The sequence below is a fragment of the Pseudomonas sp. NFPP07 genome (assembly GCF_900115645.1).
In the GTDB taxonomy this organism is placed as follows: Bacteria; Pseudomonadota; Gammaproteobacteria; order Pseudomonadales; family Pseudomonadaceae; genus Aquipseudomonas; species Aquipseudomonas chlororaphis.
Map to the genome: position 1 here is coordinate 125005 of NZ_FOXG01000009.1, position 21749 is coordinate 146753.

Annotated in this window: 22 protein-coding genes; 8 read left to right on the forward strand and 14 right to left on the reverse strand. The window is 62.4% G+C overall.

All coding sequences use genetic code 11. The features are described 5' to 3' along the window. Nucleotides 1–170 precede the first annotated feature (170 nt). The 5 genes from BM019_RS23275 to BM019_RS23295 all read left to right on the forward strand — a co-directional run bounded on the left by BM019_RS23275 (nt 171) and on the right by BM019_RS23295 (nt 4471). Entirely contained in the window at nt 171–1328 is a 1158-nt protein-coding gene (locus tag BM019_RS23275) for a D-alanyl-D-alanine carboxypeptidase family protein (RefSeq protein ID WP_007927104.1), read from the forward strand. Nucleotides 1329–1408: 80 nt separating this feature from the next. Further along, nucleotides 1409–1684, forward strand: a complete 276-nt coding sequence (locus BM019_RS23280; RefSeq protein WP_007927103.1) for a DUF493 domain-containing protein — start codon at nt 1409–1411, stop codon at nt 1682–1684. Further along, complete coding sequence (gene lipB / locus BM019_RS23285) at nt 1684–2331, forward strand: lipoyl(octanoyl) transferase LipB (RefSeq protein WP_092420624.1); 648 nt, start codon at nt 1684–1686, stop codon at nt 2329–2331. Before BM019_RS23280 ends, lipB begins: the two co-directional genes overlap by 1 nt. Nucleotide 2332: 1 nt before the next feature. Continuing rightward, nucleotides 2333–3355 carry a lipoyl synthase gene (gene lipA / locus BM019_RS23290; RefSeq protein ID WP_007927101.1) on the forward strand — a complete coding sequence of 341 codons (1023 nt, stop codon included), beginning with the start codon at nt 2333–2335 and terminating at the stop codon, nt 3353–3355. A gap of 168 nt (nt 3356–3523) precedes the next feature. Beyond that, nucleotides 3524–4471 carry a S66 peptidase family protein gene (locus BM019_RS23295; protein WP_092420627.1) on the forward strand — a complete coding sequence of 316 codons (948 nt, stop codon included), beginning with the start codon at nt 3524–3526 and terminating at the stop codon, nt 4469–4471. A 78-nt stretch (nt 4472–4549) separates the two neighbouring features. Here BM019_RS23295 and BM019_RS23300 read toward each other — a convergent pair whose 3' ends face one another. The 5 genes from BM019_RS23300 to leuS form a co-directional block, all read right to left on the reverse strand. Then, nucleotides 4550–5872: a lytic murein transglycosylase gene (locus tag BM019_RS23300; protein ID WP_092420630.1), complete on the reverse strand. Its 1323-nt coding sequence runs from the start codon at nt 5870–5872 to the stop codon at nt 4550–4552. 61 nt (nt 5873–5933) lie between these two features. Then, nucleotides 5934–6095, reverse strand: coding sequence for an alternative ribosome rescue factor ArfA (gene arfA / locus BM019_RS23305; protein ID WP_007927093.1), 162 nt, complete (start codon nt 6093–6095; stop codon nt 5934–5936). A 153-nt stretch (nt 6096–6248) separates the two neighbouring features. Further along, a complete protein-coding gene (gene holA, locus BM019_RS23310; protein ID WP_092420633.1) occupies nt 6249–7286 on the reverse strand; it encodes a DNA polymerase III subunit delta in 1038 nt (345 codons plus the stop codon). Nucleotides 7287–7325: 39 nt separating this feature from the next. Further along, nucleotides 7326–7931, reverse strand: coding sequence for an LPS-assembly lipoprotein LptE (gene lptE / locus BM019_RS23315; RefSeq protein WP_009045785.1), 606 nt, complete (start codon nt 7929–7931; stop codon nt 7326–7328). An 88-nt stretch (nt 7932–8019) separates the two neighbouring features. Next, nucleotides 8020–10626, reverse strand: a complete 2607-nt coding sequence (gene leuS, locus BM019_RS23320; protein WP_092420635.1) for a leucine--tRNA ligase — start codon at nt 10624–10626, stop codon at nt 8020–8022. A gap of 260 nt (nt 10627–10886) precedes the next feature. Here leuS and BM019_RS23325 point away from each other — a divergent pair, with 260 nt between their 5' ends. Beyond that, nucleotides 10887–11207: a hypothetical protein gene (locus BM019_RS23325; protein WP_009045783.1), complete on the forward strand. Its 321-nt coding sequence runs from the start codon at nt 10887–10889 to the stop codon at nt 11205–11207. 127 nt (nt 11208–11334) lie between these two features. Further along, a complete protein-coding gene (locus tag BM019_RS23330; RefSeq protein ID WP_062824492.1) occupies nt 11335–12105 on the forward strand; it encodes a YdcF family protein in 771 nt (256 codons plus the stop codon). 72 nt (nt 12106–12177) lie between these two features. Here BM019_RS23330 and lnt read toward each other — a convergent pair whose 3' ends face one another. The 5 genes from lnt to miaB all read right to left on the reverse strand — a co-directional run bounded on the left by lnt (nt 12178) and on the right by miaB (nt 17559). Further along, nucleotides 12178–13701, reverse strand: coding sequence for an apolipoprotein N-acyltransferase (gene lnt, locus BM019_RS23335; RefSeq protein WP_092420637.1), 1524 nt, complete (start codon nt 13699–13701; stop codon nt 12178–12180). 8 nt (nt 13702–13709) lie between these two features. Then, nucleotides 13710–14549: an HlyC/CorC family transporter gene (locus BM019_RS23340; RefSeq protein WP_007927086.1), complete on the reverse strand. Its 840-nt coding sequence runs from the start codon at nt 14547–14549 to the stop codon at nt 13710–13712. 5 nt (nt 14550–14554) lie between these two features. Beyond that, entirely contained in the window at nt 14555–15049 is a 495-nt protein-coding gene (gene ybeY, locus BM019_RS23345) for an rRNA maturation RNase YbeY (RefSeq protein WP_007927084.1), read from the reverse strand. Next, nucleotides 15042–16052, reverse strand: a complete 1011-nt coding sequence (locus BM019_RS23350) for a PhoH family protein (RefSeq protein WP_092420639.1) — start codon at nt 16050–16052, stop codon at nt 15042–15044. The genes ybeY and BM019_RS23350 overlap by 8 nt, the downstream gene beginning before the upstream one ends. 178 nt (nt 16053–16230) lie before the next feature. Beyond that, complete coding sequence (miaB, locus tag BM019_RS23355) at nt 16231–17559, reverse strand: tRNA (N6-isopentenyl adenosine(37)-C2)-methylthiotransferase MiaB (protein ID WP_175510722.1); 1329 nt, start codon at nt 17557–17559, stop codon at nt 16231–16233. A gap of 135 nt (nt 17560–17694) precedes the next feature. Between miaB and BM019_RS23360 the strand changes: the two genes are divergently transcribed. Next, complete coding sequence (locus BM019_RS23360) at nt 17695–18021, forward strand: DUF1820 family protein (RefSeq protein WP_007927079.1); 327 nt, start codon at nt 17695–17697, stop codon at nt 18019–18021. Between the two features lie 47 nt (nt 18022–18068). On the opposite strand, the gene BM019_RS23365 is transcribed toward BM019_RS23360, so the two are convergent. The 4 genes from BM019_RS23365 to BM019_RS23380 all read right to left on the reverse strand — a co-directional run bounded on the left by BM019_RS23365 (nt 18069) and on the right by BM019_RS23380 (nt 21579). Further along, a complete protein-coding gene (locus tag BM019_RS23365) occupies nt 18069–18623 on the reverse strand; it encodes a tetratricopeptide repeat protein (RefSeq protein WP_007927077.1) in 555 nt (184 codons plus the stop codon). Nucleotides 18624–18838: 215 nt separating this feature from the next. Beyond that, nucleotides 18839–20122 carry a glutamate-1-semialdehyde 2,1-aminomutase gene (hemL, locus tag BM019_RS23370; protein ID WP_009045779.1) on the reverse strand — a complete coding sequence of 428 codons (1284 nt, stop codon included), beginning with the start codon at nt 20120–20122 and terminating at the stop codon, nt 18839–18841. Between the two features lie 24 nt (nt 20123–20146). Further along, nucleotides 20147–20764: a thiamine phosphate synthase gene (gene thiE / locus BM019_RS23375; protein WP_009045778.1), complete on the reverse strand. Its 618-nt coding sequence runs from the start codon at nt 20762–20764 to the stop codon at nt 20147–20149. 17 nt (nt 20765–20781) lie between these two features. Further along, a complete protein-coding gene (locus BM019_RS23380; RefSeq protein WP_007927070.1) occupies nt 20782–21579 on the reverse strand; it encodes a hydroxymethylpyrimidine/phosphomethylpyrimidine kinase in 798 nt (265 codons plus the stop codon). Nucleotides 21580–21749: the final 170 nt, after the last annotated feature.

Below are 21749 nucleotides of genomic sequence, written 5' to 3' on the forward strand. Positions count from 1 at the left end.
TGGTTCGCCTACGGTATTTGGGGGGTGAACCCAGGTTGTTGGCTCGTCGTACAACAAAAGCCCGGCAAGGGTCAGTGAGTGAACAACTGAACACGCGACAGCCCTTTAGAAGGCTGTCTGAATAGTTTTGTCCGCGAGGACAAGTTTCCATTAGCAATTTCGAGAGACGGATGAACATCACCACCTTTGCCAAACGCCTGTGTCTGCTTGTCCCGCTGATCATCACGCCTGCCGCCTGGGCGGTAGAGGTGATGCCGTCGCCACCGCAGCTGGCCGCCAAGTCCTACGTACTCATGGATGCCAGCAGCGGTAACGTGCTGGTGGAGAACAACGGTGACCAGCGCCTGCCGCCAGCCAGCCTGACCAAGCTGATGACGGCCTACATCGCGACCCTGGAAATCCGTCGCGGCCAGATCGGCGAGAACGACCCGGTGACCGTCAGCGAGAACGCCTGGCGTACCGGCGGTTCGCGGATGTTCATCAAGGTCGGCTCGCAGGTCACTGTCAGCGACCTGTTGCACGGCATCATCATTCAGTCGGGTAACGACGCCAGCGTCGCGGTTGCCGAGCACATCGCCGGCAGCGAAGACGCCTTTGCCGACATGATGAACAAGACCGCCGGCGACCTGGGCATGAGCAACAGCCACTTCATGAACCCGACCGGCCTGCCGAACCCCGAGCACTACTCGTCAGCGCACGACATGGCGGTACTGGCTCGCGCCATCATTCACGAAGACCCGGCTCACTACGCGATCTACTCGCAGAAAGAGTTCTTCTGGAACGGCATCAAGCAACCTAACCGCAACCTGTTGCTGTGGCGCGACAAGACCGTCGACGGCCTGAAAACCGGTCACACCGACGAAGCCGGCTACTGCATGGTGTCCTCGGCCGTGCGTGACGGCATGCGCCTGATCGCCGTGGTGTTCGGTACCAACAGCGAGCAGGCTCGCGCGGCCGAAACCCAGAAGCTGCTGACCTACGGTTTCCGCTTCTTCGAAACCCAGACCTTCTACCAGAAGGGCACCGAGCTGGCTCAGGCCCCTGTCTGGAAAGGCACCACCTCCCAGATCAAGGCCGGCCTGGCCCAGGACCTGACCATGACCATGCCCAAAGGCCAGCTGAAGAAGCTCGCTGCCAGCATGACCATGAATCCACAATTGATCGCACCTATCGCCAAGGGCGACGTGATCGGTAAAGTCGAAGTGAAACTGGACGACAAGGTGGTGCACAGCGCCGATCTGATCGCTCTGGACGCGGTCGACGAAGGTGGTATCTTCCGCCGCATGTGGGATAGCATCCGTCTATTCTTCTACGGCTTGTTCAACTGATATTGTCGACCCGCGCGGCCCTCGCTCTGAAATAGAGCGGGGGCCGCGTCCGTCGCCACGGCTTACGAGGCCGTTACGCCATGACAGACACCGAAGTAAAGGCGCCAAAGATCGAATTCCCCTGCGCGGATTACCCGATTAAGGTGATCGGCGATACCGGCGTGGGTTTCAAGGACAAGATCATCGCGATCCTTGAAAAACACGCGACCGTTGACCACAAGACCCTGGCCGAGCGCCAGAGCACCAACGGCAAGTACACGACCATCCAGTTGCACATCGTCGCCACCGGTCAAGAACAGCTGTACGACATCAACAGCGAACTGCGGGCCACCGGCTTCGTGCACATGGTGCTGTGATGCCACAAACGCTGGGCTTTCGCGAGCTCGGCCAGATGGCCTACGAGCCGGTCTGGCAGGCCATGCAACGCTTTACCAACGAACGCGGCACCGACGCTCCCGATGAAGTCTGGCTGGTGCAGCATCCGCCGGTCTTTACCCAGGGCCAGGCGGGCAAGGCCGAACACCTGTTGCTTCCCGGGGATATCCCGGTGGTGCAGGTCGACCGGGGTGGCCAGGTGACCTATCACGGTCCTGGCCAACTGGTGGCTTATATGCTGCTGGACGTGCGCCGCCTGGGTTTTGGCGTGCGCGACCTGGTCAGCCGGATGGAGCAGTGCCTGGTCGAGCTGCTGGCCAGCTACGGCGTGACCGCGGCGGCCAAGCCGGATGCCCCCGGCGTTTACGTCGATGGCGCGAAAATCGCCTCCCTGGGCCTGCGGATCCGCCATGGTTGTTCCTTTCATGGCCTGGCCTTGAACGTGGACATGGATCTGCAGCCGTTTCGACGGATTAACCCCTGTGGCTATGCCGGGCTGGCAATGACCCAGCTGAGCGACCACACAGGACCGATTGAATTTGCCGAGGTAAGTGCCCGGCTGCGTGCGCAGCTCGTCAAACACCTCGACTATGCTGAGCAGACGACCCTAACGGGCGGAATCGACTGATATGACTACTGCGCAAGACGCTGTGCAAACCCTGATCCCGACGCTGGATGTTTCCGAGCGCCCGGCCCGTGCGAAAGTTGAAACCGGCGTTAAATTGCGCGGTGCCGAGAAAGTCGCGCGTATCCCGGTGAAGATTATCCCGACCACCGAACTGCCGAAGAAACCGGACTGGATTCGCGTGCGTATTCCGGTTTCCCCGGAAGTCGACCGGATCAAGCAATTGCTGCGCAAGCACAAATTGCACAGCGTCTGCGAAGAAGCGTCCTGCCCGAACCTGGGCGAGTGCTTCTCCGGCGGTACCGCCACCTTCATGATCATGGGCGACATCTGCACCCGTCGCTGCCCGTTCTGCGACGTCGGTCACGGCCGTCCGAAGCCTCTGGACGTCGATGAGCCGATGAACCTGGCGGTGGCCATCGCCGATCTGCGCCTGAAGTACGTGGTGATCACTTCGGTCGACCGCGATGACCTACGCGACGGCGGTGCCCAGCACTTTGCCGACTGCATCCGCGAAATCCGCAAGCTGTCGCCGAACGTGCAACTGGAAACCCTGGTCCCGGACTACCGTGGCCGCATGGACGTAGCGCTGGAAATCACCGCGGCCGAGCCGCCGGATGTGTTCAACCACAACCTGGAAACCGTGCCGCGCCTGTACAAGGCCGCGCGCCCGGGTTCGGACTACCAGTGGTCGCTGACCCTGCTGCAGAAGTTCAAGCAGCTGGTACCGCACGTACCGACCAAGTCCGGTCTGATGCTGGGCCTGGGCGAGACCGACGACGAAGTCATCGAGGTCATGAAGCGCATGCGCGAGCACGACATCGACATGCTGACCCTCGGCCAGTACCTGCAACCGTCCCGCAGCCACTTGCCGGTGCAGCGTTTCGTGCACCCGGACACCTTCGCCTGGTTCGCCGAGGAAGGTTACAAGATGGGCTTCAAGAACGTCGCCTCGGGCCCGCTGGTACGTTCCTCGTACCACGCCGACGAGCAGGCGAAGCTGGCCAAAGAAGGCCTGGTCTCCTGATGTAATACGCCCGCAAGGTCTTTTCCTTGCGGGCGTCATCTTCCGTTACGCCTGCGTCTCCCTCCCTTCATAGACTTTTCCTGCAAGCGCCGTGGCGTTTCGGCACTTCTGTTTGCCCGCTTTCATGTCTACTGTGCACTAGAGAATCCACACAGGGAGAACCACTGGATGACCCTCCAACCGACTGATGTCCTTTGTGCGCAACGGCCAGTGCCGGCGCTGCCTTCGCAAGGGCTGATCGGCTTGATTGCGCCCGCCGGGCCCGCAGCCCTGGACACCGAGCAAGCCGCCCGCTGGATGCGCGCTCGAGGTTATTCACTGCGGATTTATCCTGGGGTCCAGCAGAAGGACGGCTATCTGGCCGGTAGCGACGAGGTCCGCCTGAACGACCTGCACGCCGCTTTTGCCGATGATGATGTCGATACCATCCTGTGCCTGCGGGGCGGCTATGGCAGCCCACGCTTGCTCGACCGGATCGATTACGACCTGCTACGCCGCAATGCCAAGCCGTTTGTCGGCTACAGCGACATCACCGCGCTGCATCTGGCCATCAATCGTCATGCGGGTTTCGTGACCTTTCATGGGCCGATGCTCAATGCCGACTTGTTGGGTGACAAACAGCCACCTACCGAGTCCTCGCTGTTCAGCCTGCTCCGGGGGCAGTTGAAGGCTGGCAGCCTGATGCCGCATCCGGCGGCTTATCCCTTGACCACCGTCGAGCCTGGCATCGCCTGCGGTCAGTTGCTGGGGGGCAACCTGTCGTTGATCGCCGCGACCATGGGCACGCCATACGAGATCAATGGCGACGGCATCATTCTGTTTATCGAAGACATCAACGAGCCTCTGTACCGGATCGACCGTCTGCTGACGCATCTGCGTCTGGCTGGCAAGCTCGACAGGCTTCGCGGGGTGCTGGTGGGAGATGTGGCGGGAGTAGAGCCCCAGGCGCTTGCCGGGCTGCTCAAGCAGACCTTCGAACCCCTGTGCATCCCGGTGTTGGCGGGATGGCGCAGTGGCCACTGCGATCCGAACCTGACCCTGCCGATGGGGGCGATGGTCAGGCTGGATGCGGGGGAGAAGCAGTTGATCCTGGAACAGGACGTGGTATTCGGCTGATCAGCCCGTGCTCGCTGCCCTTGTGGGAGCGAGCTTGCTCAACTATGGCGCCCCTATGATTCGGCGCGCAGGCCTGGCTCAGCGCGAGCGCAGGCTCTCCAGCAGCTTGTGGGTCGGATAGCCGTCGGCGGGCCAGCCCAGCGATTGTTGGGCGCTGCGAATCGCCTTGCGGGTATTGGCGCCGATAATGCCGTCCGGGTTGCCGGCATCGTAATTGTTGGCACTGAGCAGGTTCTGCAGCTCGATGCGCTCGGAGCGGCTGAGGGGCATGTCGTCCTTCGGCCAGACGCCGTTGATCAGGCCCGAACCGTTGAAGCGTTGGGACAGCAGGTTCACCGCCAGGGCATAGGACGAGGAGTTGTTGTACTTCAGAACGGCGCGGAAGTTGTCGAGGATCAGGAATGCCGGCCCGCGATAACCCGCCGGCAACAGCAAGGCCGCCGAAAGCTGCTCGGCGCCGGCCGGAACGCTGGCGCCGTTAGGCAGCTGCATGCCCAGGCGCAGCCATTCGGCTACCGATTTGCGGATCGCGCCATCCGCCAGCGCATAGTCGAAGCCATTGGCCAGTTGCACTTCGAAACCCCATGGCTGGCCCTTCTGCCAGCCGGAGCTTTGCAGATAGTGCGCGGTCGAGGCCAGGGCGTCGGCCGGGCTGTTCCAGATGTCGCGGCGGCCATCGCCGTCGAAGTCCACGGCATGGGTGTTGTAGGTGGTCGGGATGAACTGGGTCTGCCCCATCGCGCCGGCCCAGGAGCCGAGCATCTTCTCGGGCTGGATGTCGCCGTGCTGGAGAATCTGCAGGGCGGCCAGCAGCTGGCTGTTGGCAAAGGCCGGACGGCGACCTTCGTAGGCCAGGGTCGCGAGGGAACGGATGACCGATTTGTTGCCCTGGAACTCACCGAAGTTGCTTTCCATACCCCAGACCGCCACCAGGGCCTGGCGATCGACACCATAACGCTGTTCGATCTGCTGCAGGATGTCGGCGTACTGATTGAGCAGTGCCTGGCCCTTGCGCACGCGCAGCGGCGACAGGGCACCGTCGAGGTATTCCCACACCGGCCGGGTGAATTCCGGCTGGCTGCGGTCGGCCTTGATCACACCCATGTCGGGGGTGATACCGGCGAATGCACGGTCGAAAAGATCGGCACGGATCCCGGCGTTCAGGGCTTCGACACGAAAGCCTGCCTGCCATTGGGCAAAGGTCTGGGTTGGCTGGATGTCCAGGTTGTCGACGGCCAGCGGAGCGACGGTTGCAGGCGCGGCGAGAGGGGCGGCTTGAATGCTTTGGAGTGGCTGGGCATCGGCGGCGGTGGGTTTTTCCGCGCAGGCGACGAGCAGGGCAAGGCTGGAGGCAGCGATCAGTTGGCGCAGGTGCCAACGACGGGAAAGACAAAAGGGCATGCACAGGTCCAGAGAATACGAATCAGATACAGACCTTATCACGCCGGCGGGGTTCTCCGCTTTATGCAGCCAGAAAGTAAGAAGCCTCCCAGCTTTTAGACTGGAAGGCTTCGCGGCGGTAGCTGCCTTTGCCCTTGGCGGGTCGTTCCTGACGGCTGCGGAACAGTGGCTGGGCGATGATGGATTTGGCCTTGTTGGGGCCATGCTTGGATGGCTTGCTCATTTTGGGTTCTCGCTTGAGGTGGGTTTGCGCGGCAGATGATCGGCCAGCTTGACCCTGCTGTCCAGCCCTGTGATGCGTAGGGTTTTTCAGCAAACCTTACGGATTCCCCCCATTCCCTGTAGGAACGAGCCTTGCTTCTGCAAGACGTTGGGGTTACTCGGCTGGGAGAGGCAGGCGTTGCCCGGCCATCAACAGCGACAGGCGGCTCAGGCTGCTCCAAGGCGAACCGGCGGCCTGCCCCTTGATCTGCGCATCGATACGCTGGGCGTCGAGCAGCAATTGCGCCCAGCGCGGCGCGGAATAGCGCTGCAGGGCCTTGCTCATCAGCGGCTTGCGTTTGTCCCAGACGGGCGGACGGGCCTGGCTGAACACTTTGTCCAGCGGAGTGCCCTGGCTGTACTGCAGCGACATATTGGCCAGCGCCCGCAATTCCCGGGACAGCGCCCAGAGAATCACCGGCGGTTCGACACCTTCGCCGCGCAGGCCTTCGAGCATGCGCAGGGCATGCGCGGCCTCGCCATTGAGGATGGCGTCCACCAGCCCGAACACATCGAAGCGCGCACTGTCGGCGACTGCCGCTTGCACGGTTTCCACCGTGATCTGGCCACTCTCGGCCATCAGCTTGAGCTTTTCGATTTCCTGGGCCGCGGCCAGCAGATTGCCTTCTACCCTGGCCGCAATGAGCTCCACGGCGTCCTGGCTGGCGGAAAGCCCGGCCTGGGACAGGCGTTGGCGAATCCACTGCGGCAACTGGTTGGCATCCACCGGCCAGATCTGGATGAACTGGGTCTGCTCGCCATCGATCAGGGCCTTGCCCCATTTGGTCTTTTGCGCGCTGCCATCGAGCTTGGGCAGGCTGATCAGCAGCAGGGTGTCTTCGGCCGGCCGTGAGCAGTATTCGATGAAGGCCGCGGCGCCTTTGTCGCCGGGCTTGCCCGAAGGCAGGCGCAGTTCCAGCAAGCGTTTTTCGGCGAACAACGACATGCTCGCGCCGGCTTGCAGCAGCGTTCCCCAATCGAAATTGGCGTCGGCGCTGAATACCTGGCGTTCATCGAAGCCTTGCTGGCGGGCGGCGGTGCGAATGGCGTCGGCGGCTTCCTGGCACAGCAACGGGTCGTCGCCACTGATGACATAGACCGGTGCGAGCGTGCCTTGCAGGTGTTTGCCGAGCTGAGCGGGGGCGAGTTTCATAAGGAGGGGCAAGCGGGGCGCCTGGGCGCCCCACAAGGCTTACTGGTTCGGCAGCTGCATGGGCGACTGTTGCGGGATTTCCGCCTCAGCCTTCTGCGCGGCTTCCAGCGCCTCGGCCTCGGCCTTGGCGCGGGCATCCGCGGTCTGCTGCAGTTGATCCAGCTGGGTCGGGGTCAGCAGTTGCAGGCGCAGCATCATGTTCTGCACCAGGTCGCGACGCATTTCCTTGCGCACTTCCAGCGACTCCTGGTCGGAACCCACCAGGTTGTTGCCGTCGTGGATGTAGACCTTCTGCACTTGCAGCTTGTCGCTGAGCAGGGTCAGGTTGTTCTGGCCCTGGATCTCGTAGTTCAGCACGGTGGTCATTTCATATTCGGCCGAACGACCGGCACCGGCGTAGCTGAGGCTGCGCTGGGATTCCTGTTCGCGGGTCAGCACCAGCTTGTAGGGCGCACCGGCGTAGACCTTGACGCCACTGCTCTGCAGAACCTGGCGCAGCTGGGTCACGGTTTCGCCGTAAGCGTTACGGGCGCTCAGGTCGAGTTCCTTGATCGCCAGTTCGGTGGTGCCGGTACCGCGCAGCTGAAAGCCGCAGGCGCTCAGCAGTACGGCCAGGCCCATCACCAGGAGGTTGCGTTTGATCATCTTGTTGCTCCCCTTGAAACCATGTGGGCCGATAGGGCGGCCCTGGAGGTTTTATTCGGCGTCAGCCATGGGCTGACGCCTGATCCAATTAGCTAGCGACGATATTGACCAGCTTGCCAGGCACGACGATCACTTTACGAATCGTCAGGCCTTCGGTGAAGCGCAGCACGTTCTCGTTGCTCCGGGCGGCGGCTTCGATCTCTTCACGGCTGGCGCTGGCCGGCATTTCGATCTGGCCACGCAGTTTGCCATTCACTTGAATGACCAGCTGCAGGCTGTCCTGAACCAGGGCGTTCTCATCCAGTACCGGCCAGCCGGCGTCGATGATGGCGCCGCTGCGACCCAGCTGGCTCCACAGCTCGTGGCTGATGTGCGGGGTGATCGGTGCCAGCAGCAGGGCCACGGTTTCCAGGCCTTCCTGCAACAGGGAGCGGTCCTGCGGGGTGGCTTGCGGTGCTTTTTCCAGCACGTTCATCAGCGTCATGACCTGAGCGATGGCGGTGTTGAATTTGTGGTTCTGGCCGACGTCCTGGCTGGCTTGCTTGATCGCCAGGTGGATGGCGCGACGAATGACTTTCTGTTCGTCGTTCAGCGAACCCAGCTCCAGTGTGCCCGGCAGGCCCTGGGCTACGTGAGCCTGAGCCAGACGCCAGACGCGCTTGAGGAAGCGATGGGCACCCTCGACGCCGGAGTCGGACCATTCCAGGCTCATGTCGGGCGGCGAAGCGAACATCATGAACAGGCGGCAGGTGTCCGCGCCGTACTGTTCGATCATCGACTGAGGGTCGACGCCGTTGTTCTTCGACTTGGCCATCTTCTCGGTGCCGCCGATTTCCACCGGCAGGCCGTCGCTGATCAGCTTGGCGCCGACGATCTTGGCCTTGCTGTCACGCTCCAGCTCGACATCGGCCGGGTTGTACCAGGTGTAGGCACCGTTGGCTTCGCGGCGGTAGTAGGTCTCGGCGACCACCATGCCTTGCGTCAGCAGGTTCTTGAACGGCTCGTTGGAACTGACCAGGCCTTCGTCGCGCATCAGCTTGTGGAAGAAGCGAGCGTAGAGCAGGTGCAGGATCGCGTGTTCGATACCGCCGATGTACTGGTCCACCGGCAGCCAGTGGTTGGCCGCGGCCGGGTCGACCAGGCCACCCTCGTATTTTGGCGAGGCATAGCGGGCGTAGTACCACGAGGACTCGACGAAGGTGTCCATGGTGTCGGTTTCACGCTTGGCAGGCTTGCCGCATTTCGGGCAGCTGCATTCGTAGAACTCGGGCATGCGCGCCAGTGGCGAACCGGCGCCGTCCGGCACCACGTCTTCCGGCAGCACCACAGGCAACTGGTCTTGCGGGACCGGTACATCGCCACAGCTGTCGCAGTGGATGATCGGGATCGGGCAGCCCCAGTAGCGCTGGCGGCTGATGCCCCAGTCGCGCAGGCGGAACTGGGTGCGGGATTGGCCGAGGTTTTTCTTCAGCAGGGCGACTTCGATGGCATCGAAGGCGCCGGCAAAATCCAGGCCGTTGAACTCGCCGGAGTTGATCAGTTCGCCGTGCTCGCCGTAGGCGTCCTGCCAAGGTGCTGGCGTTTCGTCGCCAGCGCTGGTGCGCACCACGTTCTTGATCGGCAGGTTGTACTTGGTGGCGAATTCGTAGTCGCGCTCGTCGTGTGCCGGAACGGCCATCACCGCGCCATCGCCGTAGTGCATCAGAACATAGTTGGCGACCCATACCGGGAGTTTCTCACCGGTCAGCGGGTGTTCGACGAACAGCGAAGTCGGCAGGCCTTTCTTCTCTTGAGTGGCGATGTCGGCTTCGGCGACGCTGCCGCCCTTGCACTCGGCAATAAAGGCTTGCAGCGCCGGGTCGTTCTGCGCCGCCAGGGTGGCCAGCGGGTGTTCGGCGGCTACCGCGACGTAGGTCGCGCCCATCAGGGTGTCAGGGCGGGTGGTGAAGACTTTCAGTGCGCCCGCTTCGCCAATGGAGGCCTGGTCGTAGGGGAATTGCACTTCCATGCCACGGGATTTGCCGATCCAGTTGCGTTGCATGGTCTTGACCTGCTCGGGCCAGCCCGGCAGCTCGTCGAGACTCTCCAGCAGCTCATCCGCGTAGGCGGTGATCTTGAAGTAGTACATCGGGATTTCGCGTTTTTCGATCAGCGCGCCGGAACGCCAGCCGCGGCCGTCGATCACCTGTTCGTTGGCCAGGACGGTCTGGTCGACCGGGTCCCAGTTCACGGTGCCGTTCTTGCGGTAGATCACGCCTTTTTCGAACAGGCGAGTGAACAGCCACTGTTCCCAGCGGTAGTAGTCCGGCTTGCAGGTAGTGACCTCGCGGGACCAGTCCACCGCCAGGCCCAGGCTGCGCAGCTGGGACTTCATGTAGGCGATGTTTTCGTAGGTCCACTTGGCCGGTGCGACGTTGTTCTTCATCGCGGCGTTTTCCGCCGGCATGCCGAAGGCGTCCCAACCCATGGGTTGCAGTACGTTCTTGCCTTGCATGCGCTGGTAGCGGGAGATCACGTCGCCGATGGTGTAGTTACGCACGTGCCCCATGTGTAGCTTGCCGCTGGGGTAAGGGAACATCGACAGGCAGTAGTAAGTTTCCTTGCCTGGCTGTTCACTGACTTCAAAGGACTTTTGCTCATCCCAGAACGACTGGGCGGCGGCTTCGATTTCACGGGGCTGATAGTGTTCGTGCATGGCTACTTTTGAACTGAATAGGGGTGGCCTAATCCTCTTCAATGCAACGTTGGGTGGTGATGGCGCCAGATATGGCGTTTTCGCTACCCAGTCGAGCTGGAAGTGGAGTTACAGGAAGCGCCGTAGCATACATGACCGCGCTCTACCGAGGGAAACCCTGATTACGCGCCGTGGGCCGTTGGTCGCGGCACCCTGCCGGTTTCGGCAGTGCGGCTAAGCTCAAAAAGGGGGAGTGATTCTTACTTTCATGAGGTGAGTGGATGGTTGAGTCGCAGCGAAAAGTTACAAAACCCGAGTTGTACGAACGATTGATAGATCGTCTGGCTTTGGCCTTGGATACAGCGAAAACAGCAGGGAGCTTGCGTAATGAGCGTCCTGCGGAGTTGGAGTTGCGGGGCCTGAGTCACGCCGAGCTTGAGGTGATCAAAGCCTATCTGGATCGTAGCGAGCGTGAGACGCAATTGAGCGTGCTCGAATGCCTGAGGCACGAAGTGACTCCACATTCGGCCAAGGTCATCTGGTTGAAAGACAAGGTGCCCGCCCGGGATGCGGTAAAGGTCCGATCCCTGCAGTTCAAGTGAGTCTGCGCAGCCCATGCGGGCATCTGCGCAGCGTCAACGCCGCGTACCTTGTGCGTGAAATCTGTTTCATATCTGTTGTTGCTTTGCTTTTACCCACTTAGGCTTCGAGCATCTTTGGAGATGCTCGATGCCTTTTCGTTATTTCGTCAAACAACTACTCCTGCCGCCAGGCCTTCTGTTGCTGCTGCTTCTGCTCGCCTGGTGGTTTCGCCGCTCGAGGCCGCGATTGGCCGGTGTGTGTTTTGCCCTCGGCCTGGGCGGGTTCTGGTTGATGAGCCTGCCTGTGATGGTGGAGTGGGGCGCGAGTGCCCTGGAAAGTGAGCCGGCGCTGACGCAAAGCCAGTGGTCGACCCTGGCCGGACAGGCCGATGCGATTGTGGTGCTGGGTTCGGGCCGTGAACGTGGCGATCCGGCCTGGGGTTCCGACCAGCCGACCGGTGTTGGCCTGGAGCGCCAGCGCTATGCGGCGCGCCTGGCCAAGGCTTCCGGGCTGCCGATCCTGACCAGCGGTGGCCTGCACTACGGCACGCCGCCCACGGAAGCAGCGCTGATGGCCGAGTCGTTGCTGAACGATTTCGACGTAACGGTGCGCTGGCAGGAAGGGCGTAGCCGCACGACCTGGGAAAACGCCCAATTCACCGCGCAAGTGCTTAAGCCGCAGGGCGTCAAGCGTGTGGTGCTGGTCACCCAGGCCTGGCATATGCAGCGGGCTGTCTGGAGTTTCGAACAGGCAGGATTCACCGTGGTGCCGGCCCCCGTGGGGTTCCTCGGGGTGGATAACGCCAGGCCGTTGGGTGGCTGGATGCCGGAGTTCAAATCGATCTGGCAGAGCGGCCAGTTGTTGAACGAGGCGGTGGGGCTGGTGGGCTACAAGCTGTTTTATCGTGGAGAGGACTAGGTTCATCTCGAGCCAGTCCGCTCCCACAGGAATCGCAAATCCCCGGCAGGAGCGAGCAGGCTCGCGATGAAGTCAGACGGTCTTGGCGATCCGGCTGGCCAGCAGGGCCCAGCCGAACAGCAGGAGGCTCACAATGATCAGTGGCCACGAGCGCCACTGCAGGTAAGGCGTCAGGTTGTGCATCGGCACCACTTCGCCGTACAGGATTCCGCGTTCGAACTGCGGAATCTGCACGGTGATCTTGCCGAACGGATCGATCAGGCCGGTCACCCCGTTGTTGGTGGCGCGGATCATCCAGCGGCCGGCTTCCAGGGCACGCATCTGGGCCATCTGCAAGTGCTGCAGCGGACCGATCGAGGTGCCGAACCAGGTGTCGTTGCTGATGGTCAGCAGCAGGTCGCTGCGGGCTGACAGGCTGGCGGCGAATTCCGGATACACCACCTCGTAGCAGATGAACGGCGCGATCTGGTAACCCTTGGCTTGCAGTAAAGGCTGGTCGGCGGGGCCGCGGGCGAAGTCCGACATGGGCAGGTCGAAGAACGCAATCAGGCCGCGCAGCAAGTCCTGCAGGGGCACGTACTCACCGAATGGCACGAGCTTCTGCTTGAGGTACTCGCCATCGCCTTCGCCGACTACGGTAATGCCATTGAAGTAGCGCTTCTGATGGTGCACTTCCTGGCGGATCGGTACGCCGGTGATCAGCGCCGAATGCCGGTCGGCGGCGAAATTGCCCATCATGTTCAGATAACCTTCGGCCGACTCCTTGAGCACGGGCACCGCGGTTTCCGGCCACACCAACAGATCCACGCGCTTGGAACTGAAGCTCATGTCGCGGTACAGCGCCAGTTGGGAGTTGAGTTGCGCAGGGTCCCATTTCAGGCTCTGTTCGATATTGCCCTGGATCGCCGCCACGGTCAGCGGCTCGCCCGACGGGCTGGTCCAGGCATGTCCCTTGAGCGCGATGCCGATCACCCAGGGGGCGACCAGCAGCGCCAGGCCGGCGGCGATAAACCCCTTGCGTCCGGTGCGGATCAAGCCGGGCAGGTTGTAGAGCAGGGCTGCGGTCAGCGCCAGGGCAAAGGAGATCAGCCACATGCCGCCCAGAGGGGCCAAGCCGGCCAGCGGGCCGTCGAGTTGGCTGTAGCCGGAATAGAGCCAGGGGAAACCCGTCAGGAACCAGCCGCGGAAGGCTTCCTGGCCCACCCAAAGGGCGGCGAAGGCCAGGGCATCGGCGAGAGGGGCTTCATTGCGCCGCAGCCAGCGCGCCCAGAGCCAGGCCGGCAGGGCGAAAAAGAAGGCGATGGCGGCAATGAAGGCCAGCATCAGTAAACCGGCCAGCAGCACCGAGGCGCCGCCGTAGGTATGGATGCTGACGTAGATCCAGCTGGTGCCGGCGGCAAACAGGCCGAAGCCGAAACACCAGCCGCGCCACAACGCCTGGCGCGGGCTCAGCTCGCGCAGGCCGGCGTAAAAGAAGCCGACCGCCAGCAGTGCCAGCGGCCAGATGTCGTACGGCGCCAGGGCCAGGGTGGTGATTGCGCCAGCCGCCATGGCCAGCAGGTTACCGGGCCAGCCGGGGCGGGTTAAGCGCAGCATGTCGATCCTTAGCGGGGGATAGGCGTTAGTCGCAGCAGATGAATCCGACGGCTGTCGGCATTCAGGATACGGAAGCGATAGGCACCGATTTCGGTGATTTCGTTACGTTTAGGCAGGTGCCCGAACGCGCTCATCACCAGGCCGCCGACGGTGTCGAACTCGTCGTCGGAGAACTCGCTGTCGAAGAACTCGTTGAAGTTCTCGATCGGCGTCAACGCCTTGATCAGGAAATCGCCGCTTGGCAGGGGCTTGATGTAGCTGTCTTCCTCGACGTCGTGCTCGTCTTCGATGTCGCCGACGATCTGCTCCAGCACGTCCTCGATGGTCACCAGGCCTGCCACGCCGCCGTATTCGTCGATGACGATGGCCATGTGATTGTGGTTGGCGCGGAATTCGCGCAGCAGCACGTTCAGGCGCTTGGATTCGGGAACGAAGGTCGCCGGACGCAGCAGGTCCTTGATGTTGAAGCTGTCGCCGTTCTCCTTGAGGATCAGCGGCAGCAGGTCCTTGGCCAGCAGGACGCCCATGACGTCGTCATGGCTTTCGCCGATCACCGGATAACGCGAGTGCGCGGAATCGAGGACGGACGGCAGGAATTCGCGGGGAGTCTGGGTCGCCTTGATGCTGATCATCTGCGAGCGCGGAACCATGATGTCCCGTACCTGCAGGTCAGCGACCTGGATGGCGCCTTCGACGATGGCCAGCGCTTCGCTGTCCAGCAACTTGTTCTGATGGGCTTCGCGCAGCAGCTCCAGCAGCTCCTGGCGGTTTTTCGGCTCATGGGCAAAAGCCTGGGTCAGTTTACCCAGCCACGACTTTTGCCCGCTGCTCGATCGGTCTTCGCTCATAGCGATTACTCTAAATCCTTGGTTGTTACAGATGGATGTTCTTCGGTTTCGTCGTCCGCATAAGGGTCGGGATGACCCAGTTCTGCAAGCAACGTTCGTTCCAGTGCTTCCATTTCCTCGGCTTCGTCGTCATCTATATGGTCGTAACCCAATAGATGCAAGCAGCCGTGAATCACCAGATGGGCCCAGTGGGCCTGGAGGTCCTTGCCTTGTTCGGCGGCTTCGCGCTCGACCACTTCGACGCAGATCACCAGATCGCCGAGCAATGGAATGTCCAGCAGTTCGTCCGGCACATCGGCGGGGAACGACAGGACGTTGGTGGCGTAGTCCTTCTGCCGCCAGGTGCGGTTCAGTTCGCGGCCTTCGGGTTCGTCCACCAGGCGGATGGTCAGTTCCGAGTCGGCCGTGCGCTGGCGCAGGGCCAGCTCACACCATTGGCGGAACAGGGCTTCACTGGGAGCAGGCTTGTCGCTTGCCAGTTGCAGATCAAGCTCAAGCATCGTGGCGATTGCCTTTTTCCGCGGCGGACTCGTCGGCCACGCGCTGCTCGAAGCGCTCGTAGGCTTCGACGATGCGTTGCACCAGCGGATGGCGCACCACGTCCTTGGGCATGAAGTGGGTGAAGCTGATGCCCGGGACGTCCTTGAGAACGTTGATCACATGGGCCAGGCCGGACTTGGTGCCCTTGGGCAGGTCGACCTGGGTGATGTCGCCCGTGATCACGGCGGTGGAGCCGAAGCCGATCCGGGTCAGGAACATCTTCATCTGCTCGACGGTGGTGTTCTGGCTTTCGTCGAGGATGATGAAACTGTTGTTCAGCGTACGGCCGCGCATATACGCCAGCGGCGCAATCTCGATGACCTGGCGCTCGATCAGCTTGGCCACGTGTTCGAAGCCGAGCATTTCATACAACGCGTCATACAACGGGCGCAGGTACGGGTCGATCTTCTGGGCCAGGTCACCCGGCAGGAAGCCGAGTTTCTCACCGGCTTCGACCGCCGGACGCACCAGCAGGATGCGTCGTACCTGCTCGCGCTCCAGTGCGTCTACCGCACAGGCCACGGCCAGGTAGGTCTTGCCGGTACCGGCCGGGCCGATGCCGAAGTTGATGTCGTTGCCGAGGATTTCCTTGACGTAGCGCTGCTGATTCAAGCCGCGGGGGCGAATCATGCCTTTTTTGGTGCGCAGGGCCACGGCCGCTTCGGCGACAGGGTGATTGTTCAGCTCTTCGACGGCGGATTCCTGGAGGAACAGGTGCACCATGTCCGGCGACAGCTCGGTACCCTTGGTTTCCCGGTACAGGCGGCGCAGGAGGTTTTCCGCGGAGGTGGTGTGCTTGGGTTCGCCGATCAGTTCGAACTGATTGCCGCGGTTGCGGATCTCGATGGTCAGGCGCTGCTCGATCAAGCGCAAATGCTCGTCGAATTGCCCGCACAGATTGGCGAAGCGGCGAGCCTCAAAGGGCTCGAGGATGAAACGATGTGGTTCTATGGGTGCGTTCAAGGTCGTTTTTTAGCCGCCCAACGGCAATAAAGGATGAAATCAAGGATAACGCCAGAGGCCTGGGTGCGAAAGCTCTTATACAAAGCAATGTCTTTCGCCACATTTTCCTTGGAGGCCGGCTTCCCGGCGATGGCGTGCCCGAGGCCACTACCACTGGTCAGCCCGCATCGGCAGGAGGTTATTGCAGCAGCGATCCGCGCAGCGAGTGAGGCTGGGCCGAGTCGATATGCACATCGGAAAACTGGCCGATCAGCGTCGGGTTGTCGCAGCGGAAATTGACGATGCGGTTGTTCTCGGTCCGCCCCTGCAGTTCGCCCGGGTCTTTCTTCGAATAGTCGGTAACCAGGATGCGCTGGATCGAACCGACCATTTGTCGGCTGATTTCGAATCCTTGCTGATTCAGCCGATGTTGCAGCGCGTTCAGGCGTTCCTTTTTCAACTCTTCCGGGGTGTCGTCCGCCAGGTCGGCCGCCGGGGTGCCCGGGCGCTGGCTGTAGACGAACGAGTAGGAGAAGTCGAAGCCGACGTCTTCGATCAGCTTCATGGTCTGTTCGAAGTCTTTTTCGGTCTCGCCGGGGAAGCCGACGATGAAGTCCGAGCTGATGCAGATGCCCGGCACGGCGGCGCGCAGTTTGCGCAGCTTGGATTTGTATTCCAGCGCCGTATGGTTGCGCTTCATGGCTGCGAGAATCCGGTCGGAACCCGATTGCACCGGCAAGTGCAGGTGTTTCACCAGTTCCGGCACTTCGGCGTGGGCCTGGATCAGGCTGTCGGAGAACTCCAGCGGATGGGAGGTGGTATAGCGAATGCGCTCGATACCGTCGACCGCCGCGACCACACGGATCAGTTCGGCGAGGTCGGCCAGGCGGCCGTCGTGGGTCTGGCCACGGTAGCCGTTGACGTTCTGCCCCAGCAGGGTGACTTCGCGCACGCCGTTTTCCGCGAGGTGGATGATCTCGCAGATCACGTCGTCGAACGGCCGGCTGACTTCCTCGCCACGGGTGTAGGGCACCACGCAGAAGGTGCAGTACTTGCTGCAGCCTTCCATCACCGAGACATAGGCACTCGGGCCGTCGATGCGCGGCTCTGGCAGGTGGTCGAATTTCTCGATTTCCGGGAACGAGACGTCGACCTGCGGCAGCTTGCTGCTGCGGGCGGCATCGATCATTTCCGGCAGGCGGTGCAGGGTCTGCGGGCCGAAGACCACGTCGACATAGGGCGCGCGATCACGGATGGCCGCGCCTTCCTGGCTGGCCACGCAACCGCCGACGGCGATGACCATGTCCGGGTTGGCCAGCTTCAGCTCGCGCCAGCGACCCAGTTGGGAATACACCCGGTCCTGGGCTCGTTCGCGGATCGAGCAGGTGTTGAGCAGGATGACGTCCGCGTCTTCGGCGCGGGCGGTGACTTCCAGAGCCTGGTGTTCACCCAGCAGATCGACCATGCGCGAGCTGTCGTACTCGTTCATCTGGCAACCGTGGGTTTCTATGTAGAGCTTCTTGGCCATGGACGGAGTCATCACGTGATTCAAAGAACCGCGCATTATAGGGAACATGGCCTGAGGTTCCTACCGCTGCGCGTCCGGTGGCTATGCTATAGTTCGCGCCCTCTTTTATATCCCCCGATGTGTTACCCGCCCACCATGACCAAACGTGAAGCTCCAATCTACAAGGTGATTTTCCTCAACCAGGGACAGGTGTTCGAAATGTACGCCAAGCAGATCTATCAAAGTGATCTGTGGGGTTTCCTGGAGGTGGAAGAGTTCGTCTTTGGCGAGCGCACGCAAGTGGTCGTCGATCCGAGCGAAGAGAAGCTCAAGGCCCAGTTCGAAGGCGTGGTGCGCAGCTTTGTGCCGATGCATTCGATCGTGCGCATCGACGAGGTCGAGCGCCTGGGTACGCCGAAGATCAGCGAGGCGCGTGGCGTGAGCAACGTCATGCCGTTTCCGATGCCGATGCCTGAGAAGTAAGGGCTGTATCGAGTGTGCTATCGCGAGCAAGCTTGCTCGCGATGTCATCAAGGCAGGGGTGAGAAGGGCGAACGCCCGTCGGCGCTCTGCAATTCCATCAGGTATTTGCGGAAAATCTGCCCCAGCACCTGGGTGGCGACTTCCAGCTCATCGCGCTGCATGTGCTCGGCCACTTCGTCGGCCGTGTCCAGTGCCTCTTCGGCGCCGTTGACCGCGGCCATCTTCAGCACGATATAGGCCTGAACGTTGTTGGCCGGTACGCCTTCGCCGCGAAAGAACATGGTGCCGAGCTTGAATTGCGCCTGGGCGTGGCCTTGCAGCGAGGCCTTTTCGAAGTAGCTCAGGGCCTGATTGAGATCGCGCGGGGTATTTTTACCTTCGTAGTAGAACTCGCCCAACTCGTATTGCGCTTGCGCATCCCCTTCGTCAGCCGCCTTCTGGCAGACCGCCAGGGCCTCGGACAGATCCTGTGACTGAGTATTGAGGGTGCAGCGACCCATCGCTGGGATCAACAACGAGTTGCCGCCTGCTTGTGCGTGCGCGAGCAGGGGCTGAAGGAGCAACAGGCAGCCCAGTGCAAGGGCGCGGCCGGTGCGGTTCATGGGAATCGACTTACCTCTGAAGGGCGCGCGGACCCATCGAGGGATCCAATAAGCGCGCATTATGAAATAAGCAGGGCCAACCTTACAAAGTCTTTACTCGTTTTTCTGCTGCGCGGGCGCGATATCCGCCGCTTTCGGGGCTGTTTCGGGAGTTGGGGCGCGAATGCAGCGTAAAACCGGCGCCAGCAAGTGTGGCGCCGGTTTGGCGGGGAAGGTTACTTCAGGGCAGCGAAAGCGCGTTCGGCCGCGTCCAGGGTCAGTTTCAGCTCGGCGTCGCCGTGGGCGATCGAGGTGAAGCCGGCTTCGAAGGCACTCGGGGCCAGGTAGACACCGCCTTCGAGCATCAGGTGGAAGAAGCGTTTGAACAGGTTGGCATCGCTGGCCATCACATCGTCGAACGTGACGATATCGTCGGCGCCGCTGAAATACAGGCCGAACATGCCGCCCGCCTGGGTGGTCACGAACGGGATGCCGGCGGCGTCAGCGCGTTGCTGCAGGCCGTCGAGCAGGCGGCTGGTGTAGTCGCTCAGCTCGGCGTGGAAGCCCGGGCGGCTGATCAGGCGCAGGGTGGTCAGGCCGGCGGCCATGGCCAGCGGGTTGCCCGACAAGGTGCCAGCCTGGTAGACCGGGCCCAGCGGCGCGATGTGTTCCATGATCTTGCGTTTGCCGCCGAAGCAGCCCACCGGCATGCCGCCGCCGATGATCTTGCCGAAGGTGGACAGGTCTGGGGTCACCCCGTAGTGCGCCTGGGCACCGCCCAGGGCGACGCGGAAACCGGTCATCACTTCGTCGAAGATCAGCACCACGCCGTGCTTGTCGCACAGGCTGCGCAGGCCTTCGAGGAAGCCCGGGGCCGGTGGCACGCAGTTCATGTTGCCGGCCACCGGCTCGACGATGATGCAGGCCACTTCCTGGCCGACTTCGGCGAGCATCTTCTCGACCGCGTCGATGTCGTTGAACGGCAGGGTCAGGGTGTGTTTGGCGAAGGCCGCCGGTACGCCGGCCGAGCTGGGCACGCCCTGGGTCAGCGCGCCGGAGCCAGCCTTGACCAGCAGGCTGTCGGAGTGGCCGTGGTAGCAGCCTTCGAACTTGATGATGCTGTCGCGGCCGGTGAAACCACGGGCCAGGCGGATCGCGCTCATGGTCGCTTCGGTGCCGGAGCTGACCATGCGCACCATTTCCATGGACGGCACGATGGAGCAGACCAGGTCGGCCATTTCGGTTTCCATGGCGGTCGGGGCGCCGTAGGACAGACCGTGTTCCAGCTGCTTGCGCACCGCGTCCAGCACATCCGGATGGCTGTGGCCAAGGATCATCGGCCCCCAGGAACCGACGTAGTCCACATAACGCTTGTCGTCTTCGTCGGTGACGTAGGCGCCTTCGGCGTGTTTGAAGAACAGCGGCGTGCCGCCCACGCTCTTGAACGCACGCACGGGCGAGTTCACGCCACCGGGGATGTGTTTCTGGGCATTGGCAAACAGGGTTTCGGAACGAGACATGATCGGACTCTCGGAAATCAGCGGTTAGAAGAGGGCATTGAAGGCGCGGGCACGGCGGGTCACTTCCTGGGCGCTGTCGGCGCCGAACAGGCCATGGACCACGGCCAGCAGGTCGACGCCATGGGCGACCAGCGGCGCGGCGTTCTCCAGGGTGATGCCGCCGATCGCGCAGATCGGCAGGTGCAGCCGGGCGCGGGCCTGGTCCAGCAACTCCAGGTTGGCCGTCGGCGCGCCGGGCTTGGTGTTGGAATTGAAGAAGCGCCCGAAGGCGACATAGCTGGCGCCTTCCTTGGCGGCTTGCTCGGCCAGCTCCAGCTGGGCGTGGCAGGTCGAGCCGATGATCGCCTGGCGGCCGAGCAGGGCACGGGCCGGAGTCAGCGGGCCGTCGGTCTGGCCCAGGTGCACGCCGACGCCAATGCGCGCGGCCAACTCGGCGTCGTCGTTGATGATCAGTTGTGTCTTATAGCGCTCGCACAAGCTGTGCAGGGCTTCGGCTTCGCGCAGACGGCGGGCCTCGTCGCTGCTCTTGTCGCGGTATTGCAGGAGGGTCACGCCACCGTCGAGCGCCGCCTCCACGTACTGCAGGAATTTGCCGGCCAACAGTTGGCTGTCGGTAATGGCATACAGACCACGTAGTTTCATCGAGCGAGCCTCATGGCTTACGAGCAGAAGTCCAGCGGCAGGCGGCGCGGTACGAACTGGCCTTGGCCCAGTTGCTCGGCGTCGCGCAGGGTGCGCCAGGTGTAATCGAGGGCCGACTTCACGGCGCTGGCCAGGTTTTCGCCCTGGGCCAGGCGTCCGGCCAGGGCGCTGGCCAGAGTGCAACCGGAACCGTGATAACTGCCCGGCAGCCGCTGGCAGGTGTAGGTGTGACGGCTGCCGTCGCGGCTGTACAGGCGATTATGCACTTCATGCTCGTCGCCATGGCCGCCGGTGATCAGCAGGTGTTTGACGAATGGCAGGAGCTTTTCCGCGCATTGGTCCGCAGTGCCTTCGGGCAACTCGGCGAGGATTCGTGCTTCCGGAAGGTTCGGGGTGGCGATGGTCGCCAGTGGCAGCAGGCGTTCACGCATGGCGTAACCGACCTCGTCCTTGCCCAGGCGCCCGCCGCCGCCGGCGCGCAATACCGGGTCGCAGACCATCGGCAGGTGCGGATGCGCCTGCAACAGCTCGACCACGGTGTCGACCATTTCCAGCGAGCCGAGCATGCCCAGCTTGACCGCGGCGACCGTGGAGTCGTTGAGTACGGCGTTGGCCTGGGCCAGCACCCACTCGCGATCCAGCACGCGGAAGTCGCTGACGTTGACCGTATCCTGCACGGTCAGCGCGGTCACAGCGGGAGCTGCATGGCAACCCTGGGCGAGCAGGGCTTCGATATCTGCCTGCAGGCCGGCGCCGCCACTGGGGTCGTGGCCGGAGAGACAGAGGACAACGGGGCGAGAGCTGTAGATATTCATGGTGCGCGAGCTTACCACCAAACGTCTTTTTTGCACGGCCCCTCGCGCGTTGGCCGGAGCTGGTTTTTCCGCCTTCCCGACAAGTTGACCGAGGCAACAGCTCTAGATCAATGGATAGCGCTGAAACGCCCGTTCTAGAGCCTTTAAACTAAAGTTTTTGGTGGTGTTCA

Bases quoted from the DNA above. Each gene is read 5' to 3' on its own strand.
- BM019_RS23275 (WP_007927104.1), top strand. From the start codon at position 171: ATGAACATCACCACCTTTGCCAAACGCCTGTGTCTGCTTGTCCCGCTG.
- BM019_RS23280 (WP_007927103.1), top strand. From the start codon at position 1,409: ATGACAGACACCGAAGTAAAGGCGCCAAAGATCGAATTCCCCTGCGCG.
- lipB (WP_092420624.1), top strand. From the start codon at position 1,684: ATGCCACAAACGCTGGGCTTTCGCGAGCTCGGCCAGATGGCCTACGAG.
- lipA (WP_007927101.1), top strand. From the start codon at position 2,333: ATGACTACTGCGCAAGACGCTGTGCAAACCCTGATCCCGACGCTGGAT.
- BM019_RS23295 (WP_092420627.1), top strand. From the start codon at position 3,524: ATGACCCTCCAACCGACTGATGTCCTTTGTGCGCAACGGCCAGTGCCG.
- BM019_RS23300 (WP_092420630.1), bottom strand. From the start codon at position 5,872: ATGCCCTTTTGTCTTTCCCGTCGTTGGCACCTGCGCCAACTGATCGCT.
- arfA (WP_007927093.1), bottom strand. From the start codon at position 6,095: ATGAGCAAGCCATCCAAGCATGGCCCCAACAAGGCCAAATCCATCATC.
- holA (WP_092420633.1), bottom strand. From the start codon at position 7,286: ATGAAACTCGCCCCCGCTCAGCTCGGCAAACACCTGCAAGGCACGCTC.
- lptE (WP_009045785.1), bottom strand. From the start codon at position 7,931: ATGATCAAACGCAACCTCCTGGTGATGGGCCTGGCCGTACTGCTGAGC.
- leuS (WP_092420635.1), bottom strand. From the start codon at position 10,626: ATGCACGAACACTATCAGCCCCGTGAAATCGAAGCCGCCGCCCAGTCG.
- BM019_RS23325 (WP_009045783.1), top strand. From the start codon at position 10,887: ATGGTTGAGTCGCAGCGAAAAGTTACAAAACCCGAGTTGTACGAACGA.
- BM019_RS23330 (WP_062824492.1), top strand. From the start codon at position 11,335: ATGCCTTTTCGTTATTTCGTCAAACAACTACTCCTGCCGCCAGGCCTT.
- lnt (WP_092420637.1), bottom strand. From the start codon at position 13,701: ATGCTGCGCTTAACCCGCCCCGGCTGGCCCGGTAACCTGCTGGCCATG.
- BM019_RS23340 (WP_007927086.1), bottom strand. From the start codon at position 14,549: ATGAGCGAAGACCGATCGAGCAGCGGGCAAAAGTCGTGGCTGGGTAAA.
- ybeY (WP_007927084.1), bottom strand. From the start codon at position 15,049: ATGCTTGAGCTTGATCTGCAACTGGCAAGCGACAAGCCTGCTCCCAGT.
- miaB (WP_175510722.1), bottom strand. From the start codon at position 17,559: ATGGCCAAGAAGCTCTACATAGAAACCCACGGTTGCCAGATGAACGAG.
- BM019_RS23360 (WP_007927079.1), top strand. From the start codon at position 17,695: ATGACCAAACGTGAAGCTCCAATCTACAAGGTGATTTTCCTCAACCAG.
- BM019_RS23365 (WP_007927077.1), bottom strand. From the start codon at position 18,623: ATGAACCGCACCGGCCGCGCCCTTGCACTGGGCTGCCTGTTGCTCCTT.
- hemL (WP_009045779.1), bottom strand. From the start codon at position 20,122: ATGTCTCGTTCCGAAACCCTGTTTGCCAATGCCCAGAAACACATCCCC.
- thiE (WP_009045778.1), bottom strand. From the start codon at position 20,764: ATGAAACTACGTGGTCTGTATGCCATTACCGACAGCCAACTGTTGGCC.
- BM019_RS23380 (WP_007927070.1), bottom strand. From the start codon at position 21,579: ATGAATATCTACAGCTCTCGCCCCGTTGTCCTCTGTCTCTCCGGCCAC.